Consider the following 11,250-nt stretch of genomic DNA (forward strand, 5'->3'; position numbering starts at 1 on the left):
CATGGCCCATGAATTCACCGTCCTTGACTCGGAGCTGTTGCTCGAATCCCCGATCCTCGCCCTGCGGCGCGACACCCTCGCCATGCCGGGCGACGTCACCGCCACCCGGGAGGTCGTCGAACACTTCGGCGCCGTCGCCGTCGTGGCCCTCGACGACGACGGCCGGATCGCCCTGGTGCGCCAGTACCGCCACAGCGCACAGGACCGGCTGTGGGAGCTGCCCGCCGGCATCCTCGACATGGTCGGCGAGGACGAGCTGGCCACCGCCGAGCGCGAGCTGCAGGAGGAGGCCGGCCTGGCCGCCGGTGACTGGTCGGTGCTGGCGGACCTGATCACCAGCCCCGGCTTCTGCGACGAGTCCGTCCGCGTCTACCTGGCCCGTGACCTGCGCCCGGTCGAGCGCCCCGAGGCGGAGCACGAGGAGGCCGACATGACCATGGAGTGGGTGGATCTGGACGAGGCGAAGGCGCGCGTCTTCCGCGGCGAGGTGGTCAACGCCATCGCCATCTCCGGCATCATGACCGCTGCGGAGGTCGCCGCCGGCCGAGCCGAGCCCCGCCCGGTCTCCGCGCCATTCCGACACCGCCCGACGTCGCTGGCGGAGCGTCGGCAGGCCGCCGGTATCGTCCCGGACATGAAGAAGCTGTGACCGCCCCCCGCAGCATCGCCACCACCTGGCTCAACCACCTCGCCGTCGAACGCGGACTGTCGGCCAACACCCTGAGCAACTACCGGCGCGACGTCGAGCGCTACCTCGCCTGGCTCGACGACGCCGGCTTCGACGACCTGGGCGAGGTCGCCGCCACCGACATCGAGGCCTACGTCGCCGACCTGCGGCGCGGCACCCACGGCAGACCGCTGGCGGCCTCCTCGGTGGGACGCGCGCTCGTTGTCGCCCGTGGGCTGCACAAGTTCGCCGTGCACGAGGGTGCAGTGCCCGTCGACGTCGCCGCGGAGGTCTCGCCCCCGGCCACCGGCCGCCACCTGCCCGACACGCTGTCCGTCGACCAGGTCGCCGGGCTCATCGACGCCGTGCCCACCGGGGAGTTCGCCACCCCGGTGGACCTGCGCGACCGGGCGCTGCTCGAGCTGCTCTACGGCACCGGCGCGCGCATCTCGGAGGTCACCGGACTAGCGGTCGACGACGTCACCGACTGCGACGGCATCCTCAAGATCACCGGCAAGGGTGACAAGCAACGTCTCGTGCCGGTCGGCTCCAAGGCGCTCGAGGCCGTCGACGACTACCTCATGCGCGCCCGACCGGTGTTCTCGAAGGGGAAGTCGCACGCGCTGCTGCTCAACACCCGGGGCGGGGCACTGTCACGGCAGAGCGCCTGGGCGGCGCTGAAGACCGCCGCCACCCGCGCCGGGCTGACCGCGGACATCTCCCCGCACACCCTGCGCCACAGCTACGCCACGCACCTGCTCGAGGGCGGGGCGGACGTGCGCGTGGTACAGGAACTGCTCGGACACTCCTCGGTGACCACCACCCAGATCTACACGCACATCACCGCCGAGAATCTCCGCCAGGTGTGGCGCGAGGCGCACCCGCGGGCCTAGAGCCCGATGCACTCCCAGCCCGCGGTGTCGCGCAGCAGCTGCCGGTCGTGGGTGACCAGGACGACGGCCGCGCGGGTGGCCTCCAGTGCCTGCGTGAGCTCGTCGACCAGCCGGATCGACAGGTGGTTGCTCGGCTCGTCGAGCAGCAGCACCTGCGGCAGTGACCCGAACAGCAGCGCCAGGTCGAGCCGCCGCCGCTGGCCCATCGACAGTTCCCGCACCCGCCGATCGGCCTCCTCCCGACGCAACAGACCGAGAGAATCAAGGTCAGCAAATTGATTATCGGAGATTTCTCCACGGGCGACGAGTGCATCGACGTGGCACCGGTACGCCTCCCGCGCGGTCATCTCGGCGGGGAGCACCGACTCCTGTTCCAGGGAGCCCACCCGCACGCCGGCCGAACGCTGCACCCGCCCACCATCCGGGGAGAGGTCACCGGCGAGCACCCGCAGCAGCGTGGTCTTGCCCGCCCCGTTCCGGCCCGTGACCACATGCCGGGAACCGCCCTTGACGGTGAGGCTGACCGGGGTGTCCAGACGACCGTCGACGGTGACGCCCTCGGCCGTGAGCAGGGTGGCGCCCCGGCGGACGGGGAGTGCGGGGAGTGCCAGCTGCAGCGGCGGCTCCGGCACGGTCACGGCGGCCCCCTCAAGTTCGGACCGGCGGCGGCGCACCGCCTGCACCAGCCCGGGGGCGTGCGACTGACGGGTGTGCCTGCCCGTCCCCTTCGATGGACGCCAACCGGTGCGCAGGCGCGCCTGGGCGTCGTCAAGCTGTCGGCGCAGCTCCTCGCGCCGGGCCTGCTCCTCGGCGAAGTCCTGTTCCCAGCGCACGCGCAGGGCCTCGCGACCGCGCCGGTAGCCGGCGTAGCCGTCGCCGTGGACGCGCGGGAGCCCGTCCGGGGTGGGGTCGAGATCGATGACGGTGTCGGCGACGTCGGCGAGCAGAGCCCGGTCGTGGCTGACCAGGATGACCGCCCCCCGCCGCTCACGGACGGACCGGGTCAGAAAGTCCAGCCCCGAGCGGTCCAGGTGGTTGGTCGGCTCGTCCAGCAGCAGGATGTCGTCGCCCGCGCCCAGGAGGCAGGCCAGGCGGACGCGGTAGCGCTGGCCGACGGACAGTGCGCCCAGGTCGACGTCGAAGTCCTGCTCGGCGTCGAGGGCCGCCAGGGCGGTGCGCACGCGGCGCTCAGCGTCCCAGGCGTCGAGTTTCTCCGCGGCGTCGAGGGCGCCGGCGAAGGTCTCCTCGGCGCCCGGTTGCCCGTCGGTCAGGGCGGTGGTGGCCGCTTCCAGGGCGGCGAGTGCGTTGAGGGCGGGCCGGATGGTGTGGGTGACAGCGTCACCGACCGTGCGACCGGTGGCGGTCATCTGCTGCTCGGCGATGGCGAGCGTCCCCTGGATGCTCAGGCGGCCACCGGTGGGTTCCAGCCGGCCGGCGAGGGTGTGCAGGAGCGTGGTCTTTCCCCGGCCGTTCTCGCCCACCACGGCGATGCGGGAGCCGGGGTTGGCGGTGAAGCTCAAGCGGTCGATGAGTGTGCGCCCGCCCCGGGCGACGGTGAGTTCGCGGGCGGACAGGTGGGCGTTGGGCATGGTGCTTCCTCGTGAAGTCTCGGGTTTCGGCCCGAGGGGGAAGCGGTCATCCCTTCCTCGTCCTCCGGGCCACGACAGCGGTGACTGGGCCCGCGGCACCGGTCAACGGCGGGGGCCTCGTCTGCTGTGGTGACTAGAGGAAGTAAAGATGCATGCCGGAGAGGGTAGCACCCGGAGGAAATCAGGAGAAGGACCGGTTCGCGCGGTACAGTGCAGTGCGTCGCTTTCGTCGTCCACCAATCCTCCGGAAGGACTCCCGTGTTCCCCAGGAAATCTCCCGCTGTTCTCGCCGTTGCGGCTTTATCGGCCTCCCTGGCTGTGGCCCCCGGTGCCGTCGCCCAGCAGCTGCCCGAACTGCCGGCCGGTATCTCGGTCCCCGATGTCGATCTGAGCGCCCCGATCTCCGTCCCGGCGGGTACGACCACCAGCGTGGACCTGGGAGTTCCGTTGCAGGTGGACTACCGCCAGGACGGCTGGGTCGTCGTGTCGAACGGCACGGGTGTGTCGGTCACCGCTCCGGGGGAGGGTTCCGCCCAGGCGGCGGTGCCGGTGACTTACGCGGGGCGCACCGCCACCATCACTCTCGTGGCGGAGGCCGCTGAAAGTGGGGCGTCTGCCGGACCGGTCGAGAGTGCGCCGGACGGGGAGCCCACCGGGGACACCGGGGACACCGGGGACACCGGGAGTTCCGCCGGAACCGGTACCGACGCCGCGGACCGCCCCGAGCGCGCGCAGGCCAAGCCGGTGGACACCGCGGACGCGGAACTGCTGAACTTCGACGCCGTGATCGAGGGCAGGGACATCGTGGTCAAGCTCGGCATCTTCGAGGCCGCCGACCTGTACTCCCGGTTCAAGGACACCTCCCGTGACGGACTGAAGGTGCGCTACGTGGACACCGACGGCAACATCATCGAGGGGGTCGAGCGGGACATCAACGCGGCGGCCCGCACCATGACGCTGACCTACCCGGAGGGCCAGACCCCCGACAACCCGTTCATCATCCAGCTGGTACGCGACGACGAGGCGGCGGAGGTCATCGTCACGCTGACCGCCCCGGACGCCGAGCGCGCCCCGGGCGCGGCGTCGAGCCAGGCCGGCGGGTCATCGGACGGCAACTACGCGGCGGCGGAGGGGCGGTCGGCCGGGGAAGGCGGCTGGATGGGTATGGGGGTGGTCACGGTCGTCGGCGCGGTGCTTGCCCTGGTGGTCATCCTGCTCCTGCTCGCTTTCCGACGCTCGCGGCGGGCGCGTCAGTAAAGGATCTTCGCTTGACGTTCCCTCGATTCGTGGCGGTTCACGATCCTCGTCGAGAGGGCATGTAATCTAGGTGGGGTTACAGATGTGAGGTGCACGGCCGCGATTTGAGTCAAGGAAGAAGGTTTGACTGTGAGCGATGCGGGACTGTCCGACCGTACGGATCTCGGAGTCGGTTTGACCGGTCGACCGATCCGGGAACTGCCTGATCCTGCCCCGCTGGAGAACCACGGTCCGGCCAAGATCATCGCCATGTGCAACCAGAAGGGCGGCGTGGGCAAGACCACGTCGACCATCAATCTGGGTGCCTGCCTGGCCGAGCTCGGCCGCAAGGTGCTGCTGGTGGATCTGGATCCGCAGGGCGCGCTGTCCGCGGGGCTGGACATCCCGCACGAGGATCTGGACATCACCGTCTACAACCTCCTGCTCGACAACAGCACGAGCATCCACAGCGCCATCCACCACACCGACACCCCCAACCTGGACCTGGTGCCGGCGAACATCGACCTCTCGGCCGCCGAGATCCAGTTGGTCAACGAGGTCGGTCGCGAGCAGACCCTGGCGCGCGCCCTGCGCCCGGTGATGAAGGACTACGACTACATCATCCTGGACTGCCAGCCCTCGCTGGGCCTGCTGACGGTCAACGCACTGGCCTGTGCCCACGGCGTGCTCATCCCGATGGAGTGCGAGTACTTCTCCCTGCGCGGCCTGGCCCTGCTGACGGACACCGTGGAGAAGGTCCGCGACCGCCTCAACTTCGACCTGGAGATCGTCGGCATCCTGGTCACGATGTTCGACCGCCGCACCTCCCACGCCCGGGAGGTGATGTCGCGGGTCATCGAGGTCTTCGGCGACCGGGTCTTCGACTCCGTGATCACCCGCACCGTCCGGTTCCCCGAGACCTCGGTCGCCGGTGAACCGATCACCAGCTGGGCGCCGCGGTCGGATGGCGCCGACCAGTACCGCAGCCTGGCGCGGGAAGTTCTGGAGCGGACGAGCTAGACGGTGACCGGACCGAACGGGACGGAGACGGCCGACCCGCAGCAGGGGGAGACCGGCTTCCGGGTGGAGCTGGCCAACTTTGAGGGCCCCTTCGACCTGCTGCTGCAGCTGATCTCCAATCGCAGGTTGGACGTGACCGAGGTGGCGCTGTCCGAGGTCACCGATGAGTTCATCGCGTACACCCGGGCACTGGGGGAGACCGCGGACCTGGACGAGACCACCGAGTTCCTGCTCGTGGCCGCCACACTCCTGGACCTGAAGGCCGCCCGGCTCATCCCGCGCGGCGAGGTGGAGAACGAGGAGGATCTCGCCCTGCTCGAGTCCCGGGACCTGCTGTTCGCCCGGCTGCTGCAGTACAAGGCCTACAAGCAGGTCGCCGACCTCTTCGCCGGGTGGCAGCGCAGCGCGCAGCGGCGCTACCCGCGGGCCGTCGGCCTCGAGCCCCAGTTCGCGGATCTGCTGCCGCCGGTGACCCTGGGGCACACTCCGGCCAGTTTCGCGGAGCTGGCGGCCGGCGTGTTCCGGCCGAAGCCACCGGAGACGGTCGGCACCGACCACATCCACCAGGTGGCGGTTTCCGTGCCGGAGCAGGCCGGCCGAATCCTCGACACACTGCGGCTGATGGGCCGGGACCACTGGCTCAGCTTCGGCGCCCTGACCCGCGACTGCACCCTCTCCATGGAGATCGTGGGCCGCTTCCTGGCGCTGCTCGAGCTCTACAAGGCGCGCGCCGTGGAAACCGAGCAGCCGGAGCCGCTGGGGGAACTGACCGTCTCCTGGACCGGACTGGATGTCGATCCGGCCGTGGTGGCGGCCAGCAACTGGGACTGATCCTCGGCGCCTACCGGGCGTAGGGGTCACTCGACAGCGAGGAAAAACCGCTCGAGAGCAGGTCCAGGTACTCTGGATCAAGGATCTGGCCGTTGACGACGCCGCCGTAGACGCCGAGCACCAGCAGGGTGGCGAGATTCCACCCCACCGTGATCCAGAGCCGGCGGAACTGGTCGATGAAGTCGGCGACCATGACGATCAGGGACGTGCCTTGAGCATCTCGAGGATGTCCCCGGCCAGCTCCCGGTCAGCGTAGATGCGCACGTCCGGTTCGCCCGGGATGTCCTCGGTGCCGGTGCGGCGGCCCTCCCAGACGGGCTGGAAACCGACCTTCTCCAGCACTCGGTAGGACGAGGGGTGGTTGGTGGTCACCCGCGCGGTGATCGGGGTGTCCGGGTCTAGGCGGCGGACCGTGCGCAGCGCGGCCTGGGAGACTTCCGTGGCATAACCGTTGCCCCACTTGTCGGGGCGGAAGCGGTACTTCAGATCCCAGACCTTGCCGTCGACGAGCTCGAGGCCGCCGACCCCGATGAACTCGGAGGGCTGGTCGCGCAGATAGACGCTCCAGGGGCCCAGGTTGCGCAGCGTCCAGGACTGCTGGGTGCGCTGGATGAGCTGGCGGGTCTCCCGCACGTCCTCATGCCGGGCGTTCGGGCGGTGCGTCCAGATGCGCATGTCGCTGTAGACCTTGTAGGCCTCCTCGTCATGCTCCGTACCCAGCGGCATGAGGATGAGGCGGTCGGTTCGTGTGATGGTAGCCATGACGAGATGTTACACACATCACAGTCGGCAATGTTAGCTGTTTCACAGAAAACTTTTCCGGCGCCCCTCCGATATCCCCGTCACCAGAAGTGCACCGAACCACCACCCGGCCCGGCGCGCAGATGCTCGCGCATTCCCGGCATGGCGAGCATGACGAGTCCGTGCGCGGGCGCGGCGATGATGTGCTTGTCCAGCAGGCGGCGGCGGTACTGGGCGACGTACACCGGTGTCTTGCCCATCCGCTCGGCGATGTCACGCATCGCCGACGGACCGTCGTCCTCCGCCATCGCCTGCAGGAACGCCACCTCCACGGCGGTCAGTGAGGAGATGGTGGGGCGGTGGACCAGATTGGACACATCCCGGATGGCGCGTTCGACCGCCCGCCCGACGGCCTTCTCGCCGATCACCCGCTCACCGGTGCCGTCGGCGATCCGGAAGGCGTGGAAGCCGACGAGCTGGAGCATGTACGGGTACCCACGGGTGGACTCCACGGCCGTGTCCAGCGCCTGACCGGTCCAGCTGCGGCCGGCCCCCTCGACCGGCACCGTCAGCCCCTCGCGGACGTCGTCCCGTGAGACGGCGCCGAGCGGGTGGTGCAGGGCCCGACGCAGGAAGGTGATGCCCGAGGCGTCGAGAAGCGCCTCCACCGACTGCGGCAGCCCGGCCATGATGACGGCGACGGCCCGGTTCTCGCGGAAGAGGTGCTGGACGGTGGCGGCGATCAGCTGCAGATCCGCCAGTGTGTCCGTGGACAGCTCATCGATCGTCAGCACCACACCCGTATGGTGCTGTTCGAGCAGATCCGTCAGTTCGGTCAGCTGCGAGCGGATGGACGGGGTGCGCTTGTGACGCTCCTCCGGGTCGAAGCTCACGCCGCCGAGCCGGGCGGGGGCCGTGATGCCGGACAACCGGTGCCGGGTCTTCCCGCGCGGATCCTGCTCGGCCAGCAGCCGCGGAAGATGGTCGGTGCTGATGCGCTCGACGAGCCCGGGCAGGGCCGTTTCGGAGATGACCACCCACCCGTGGCGGCGGGCCTCGTCCTCCAGCTCGTTGAGCAGGGCGGTCTTGCCGACGCCGCGCTGGCCCGACAGCAGGAGCGCACGCCCCGGCGCGCCGGGGCCGGCGTCGAGGGCGTAGCCGAACTCCTCGATGACCGGCGTGCGGCCGACGAGCAGGGCCGGGGAGGTGCCGAAGGTCGGGGTGAAGGGGTTGGCCATGATGTCCGTCCTCGCAGGGGGCGTGTTTTTAAATTTGTTAAATATCCTCTCGAGCTCAGTGTAACGGGTCGTCGAGCCGCTCGGCGCCATCCTCTCGAAGCGCCACGCCGACCGTGATCATTGGCTTTATGGGGTGGTGGTGAAGAACCGGGGTCTGTCTGGCCGTCCGGTGCTCGTACCCGCAGCGGACGTCCCTCATACTCCGGCCCACGGACGGGAAAGTGCCTAGGATGCCCACTGTGTTCCTCTCCGCTGCACGTCTGGACGTCCCGCCCGGTCGGTTCGTGCCCTACCTCGCCGGCCTCCCCGTGGTGGCGGCTCTGGCTGGGGCGCCGCTGGAGTTCACCGCTCCGGTCACGGTCATCACCGGTGAGAACGGAACCGGGAAGTCCACGCTGATCGAAGCACTGGCCGTCGGCATGGGACTCAATCCCGAGGGCGGGTCCCGCCACGCCCGGTTCGCCACCCTGGACGAGGCGAAATCAGCCTCATCGCTGCACCGGGGGATCCGGCTGACCCGCTCCCGCAATCCCCGGGACGCTTTCTTCCTGCGCGGTGAGTCCTTCTACAACGTCGCCGATTATTATGCGGGGCTGGGACCGGTACCGGATGGCCCGCCGATGGATGATCTGCTGGAGATGAGCCACGGGCAGTCGCTGATGGCGTTGATCGAACGGCGCTTCCACGCCGACGGGCTGTTTTTCCTCGACGAGCCCGAGGCCGGGCTGTCCGTGCTCCGCCAGCTCGAGCTCATGGGCAGGCTCTTCCATCTGGCGAAAGCCGGTTCGCAGGTCATCATGGCCACCCACTCTCCGGTCCTCATGGCCGTACCGGGTGCGGAAATCCTCGAGATCTCAGGCGAGGGGATTCGCCTCCGCGACTTCGGGGACACCGAAGCGGTGCGTGCCGCCCGCGAGTTCACCGCGGATCCTTCCGGCACCGCCGCCTTTCTGACCGGGGAGGAACCGTGAACCACCCAGGCCCGTTCATCCGCGACTACCACCTCTACGATCCGCCCCGCACCCATGCCCGGACTCCGGAGTGGGTCTTCACGGTACCCGCGTTCCGGGCGCTACGTACGGCAGGTCGACTGCCCCTGGACCGGCCCGTCACCTTGATCACCGGTGAGAACGGCGTGGGCAAGTCCACACTTCTGGAGGGTATCGCCGTCAGCTGCCATTTCAACGATTACGGCGGGCCCTTCGGCGCCGAGATGAAAAGCAGGGAGAATCCGCTGCGCCACGTCGCCACCGTGACCCGGAGTAACCGGGCGATGGACGGCTACTTCCTGCGGGCCGAGTCCCATTTCAACGTGGCCACCGAATTCGGGGGCAACGCGCCCGGGGTGGCCGATCTGCACCGGATGTCGCACGGCGAGTCCGTCATGCAGGTGGTCCAGGAGTCCTTCCACGGCGGCGGTCTCTACCTCCTCGATGAGCCGGAGTCGGGGTTGTCCCTGATCCGGCAGATGACGCTGCTGGCTGAGCTGCACCGCGCGGCTGCCGCCGGCGCGCAGCTGGTCATCGCGACCCACTCGCCCGTCCTGCTGGCCCTGCCGGGGGCGGAGGTGTGGGAATTCACCGCTGAGGGCGGTTTTCATCGTGGTGTCCCCGTGGAGGAGACCACGGCGTTTCGTGCCCTCCGGGACTTTCTGGCCGATCCACACGGTATCGCTGAGTTCATGGTCGAGGTCACTGGCCCGGCATAGGTAAGAGGCACGATCCTGTCTTGTTGGTGCTGTTGCGACGCACGTCAACTCCGCGCCCGGCAATCCGTTCAGCCAGCGTGGCGGTTGCACGGGGAGAAGGGATAGCTACATGACCGGGAACCGCGCACGACTCCCGTGGACGGGATGGGCCTCGCTCCTGGTTTCCATCCTCGTCATCGCTTTTCCCTACCTTTTTCCCTCCATTTTTCCAGAAGGCTCCGTGACCTACTACGTGATCACGATTCCCCTGCGAATGGTGGTCGGCATCTTCGCTTATGTCGCCCGCAACTGGTGGCTCATGGCTCTCGCTGTCGTGGCAGGTCTCTCGCCCCTTCTCTTCATCTGGCTGATCCTGACCTTGATGAAGATCATTTACGCCGTGACAGGTGGGAGGTACCCCTGGCCCGAATGGCTTTAACCGGTGTTTTCCACTGGGCGGATTGGCGGCAGCCCGGCCGGCTTCACGTCCACGGGCCCGCGCTGGCGCGAAGCCGGCGTTGCTGCGCTCCGGGATGAGCCCGCGCCCGAACTCCGTGCGGAGCGGTGAAGTGGCCGACCACCAGCTTGCCCTGGACCACAGTCGCGTCAACGGTTCATCCCCGCCAACATCGCCGCCCGCGTCTTTTTAAACTTTTTAAATTTGCTCCCCGGAATCTACACTGGATCCATGACATCCCCCGAGGACACCAGCGGCACCGACGGCACCGGTGGCACCGACCTGCCCGCCGGTCGCCAGGCGCCGTTGGTGAACCTGCCGCTGATCTCCCAGCTGCGCTCCCGTATGGAGTCCATCCTGCTGGTCGTGGACACGCCCGTCACCGTGGCCACCCTCGCCCGCGTGCTCGAGGCCGGTGAGCAGACCGTCGAGAGCCTGCTCAAGGCGACGGCCGCGGAATTCGACGAGCGCGGTTCCGGTTTCGATCTGCGGGAGACCGCCGAGGGCTGGCGACTGTACACACGCCCCGCGAACGCCCCGGCGGTGGAGAAGCTCCTGCTGGACGGCACCCAGACGCGCCTGTCGCGTGCGGCCCTGGAGACACTGGCCGTGGTGGCCTACCGCCAGCCGGTCACGCGTTCGCAGATCTCGGGCGTGCGCGGGGTCAACGTCGACGGCGTGATGCGCACCCTCCAGCTGCGCGGCCTGGTCAGGGAGGTCGACGTCGAGCCGGCCACGGGCGCCCACCGCTACGCCACGACCGAACTCTTCCTGGAACTGCTCGGCATCGACTCGCTCGAGCGGCTGCCCGACCTGGCCCCGCTGCTGCCCGATGTCGACTCCATCGACGAGGAATTCTGAGCCGGACCGGCACTTTCGTGCGGGGCCGTC

General features: G+C 68.9%; 13 protein-coding genes. 9 read left to right on the forward strand and 4 right to left on the reverse strand.

Annotated elements, in window-relative coordinates; all coding sequences use genetic code 11:
• Window position 1 precedes the first annotated feature (1 nt).
• On the forward strand, window positions 2-649 hold the full coding sequence (locus tag A605_RS07030) for an NUDIX domain-containing protein (RefSeq protein ID WP_015400808.1): 648 nt from the start codon (window positions 2-4) through the stop codon (window positions 647-649).
• A complete protein-coding gene (gene xerD, locus A605_RS07035) occupies window positions 646-1,560 on the forward strand; it encodes a site-specific tyrosine recombinase XerD (RefSeq protein ID WP_015400809.1) in 915 nt (304 codons plus the stop codon). Before A605_RS07030 ends, xerD begins: the two co-directional genes overlap by 4 nt.
• On the opposite strand, the gene A605_RS07040 is transcribed toward xerD, so the two are convergent.
• Window positions 1,557-3,149, reverse strand: coding sequence for an ABC-F family ATP-binding cassette domain-containing protein (locus A605_RS07040; protein WP_015400810.1), 1,593 nt, complete (start codon window positions 3,147-3,149; stop codon window positions 1,557-1,559). The genes xerD and A605_RS07040 overlap by 4 nt on opposite strands.
• Before the next feature lie 318 nt (window positions 3,150-3,467).
• Here A605_RS07040 and A605_RS07045 point away from each other — a divergent pair, with 318 nt between their 5' ends.
• The 3 genes from A605_RS07045 to A605_RS07055 all read left to right on the forward strand — a co-directional run bounded on the left by A605_RS07045 (window position 3,468) and on the right by A605_RS07055 (window position 6,236).
• On the forward strand, window positions 3,468-4,406 hold the full coding sequence (locus A605_RS07045; protein WP_015400811.1) for a hypothetical protein: 939 nt from the start codon (window positions 3,468-3,470) through the stop codon (window positions 4,404-4,406).
• 129 nt (window positions 4,407-4,535) lie between these two features.
• A complete protein-coding gene (locus A605_RS07050; protein ID WP_015400812.1) occupies window positions 4,536-5,405 on the forward strand; it encodes a ParA family protein in 870 nt (289 codons plus the stop codon).
• 3 nt (window positions 5,406-5,408) lie between these two features.
• Complete coding sequence (locus A605_RS07055; RefSeq protein WP_015400813.1) at window positions 5,409-6,236, forward strand: segregation and condensation protein A; 828 nt, start codon at window positions 5,409-5,411, stop codon at window positions 6,234-6,236.
• 10 nt (window positions 6,237-6,246) lie between these two features.
• Here the strand turns inward: A605_RS07055 and A605_RS07060 are convergent, their stop codons facing one another.
• The 3 genes from A605_RS07060 to A605_RS07070 form a co-directional block, all read right to left on the reverse strand.
• A complete protein-coding gene (locus A605_RS07060; RefSeq protein WP_015400814.1) occupies window positions 6,247-6,429 on the reverse strand; it encodes a hypothetical protein in 183 nt (60 codons plus the stop codon).
• A gap of 5 nt (window positions 6,430-6,434) precedes the next feature.
• Window positions 6,435-6,998, reverse strand: coding sequence for a GNAT family N-acetyltransferase (locus A605_RS07065; protein ID WP_015400815.1), 564 nt, complete (start codon window positions 6,996-6,998; stop codon window positions 6,435-6,437).
• A gap of 80 nt (window positions 6,999-7,078) precedes the next feature.
• Complete coding sequence (locus tag A605_RS07070; protein WP_015400816.1) at window positions 7,079-8,215, reverse strand: ATP-binding protein; 1,137 nt, start codon at window positions 8,213-8,215, stop codon at window positions 7,079-7,081.
• Window positions 8,216-8,454: 239 nt separating this feature from the next.
• Here A605_RS07070 and A605_RS07080 point away from each other — a divergent pair, with 239 nt between their 5' ends.
• From A605_RS07080 to scpB, 4 genes are all read left to right on the forward strand, one after another.
• Window positions 8,455-9,186 (forward strand): AAA family ATPase, encoded by a 732-nt coding sequence (locus A605_RS07080; RefSeq protein ID WP_015400818.1) that lies wholly within the window; start codon window positions 8,455-8,457, stop codon window positions 9,184-9,186.
• A gap of 17 nt (window positions 9,187-9,203) precedes the next feature.
• Window positions 9,204-9,923: an AAA family ATPase gene (locus tag A605_RS07085; RefSeq protein ID WP_042440366.1), complete on the forward strand. Its 720-nt coding sequence runs from the start codon at window positions 9,204-9,206 to the stop codon at window positions 9,921-9,923.
• A gap of 109 nt (window positions 9,924-10,032) precedes the next feature.
• On the forward strand, window positions 10,033-10,341 hold the full coding sequence (locus tag A605_RS07090) for a hypothetical protein (protein WP_015400820.1): 309 nt from the start codon (window positions 10,033-10,035) through the stop codon (window positions 10,339-10,341).
• Window positions 10,342-10,704: 363 nt separating this feature from the next.
• Complete coding sequence (scpB, locus tag A605_RS07095) at window positions 10,705-11,220, forward strand: SMC-Scp complex subunit ScpB (RefSeq protein WP_081602170.1); 516 nt, start codon at window positions 10,705-10,707, stop codon at window positions 11,218-11,220.
• Window positions 11,221-11,250: the final 30 nt, after the last annotated feature.

Origin of the sequence: Corynebacterium halotolerans YIM 70093 = DSM 44683 (assembly GCF_000341345.1) — a bacterium.
GTDB lineage: Bacteria > Actinomycetota > Actinomycetes > Mycobacteriales > Mycobacteriaceae > Corynebacterium > Corynebacterium halotolerans.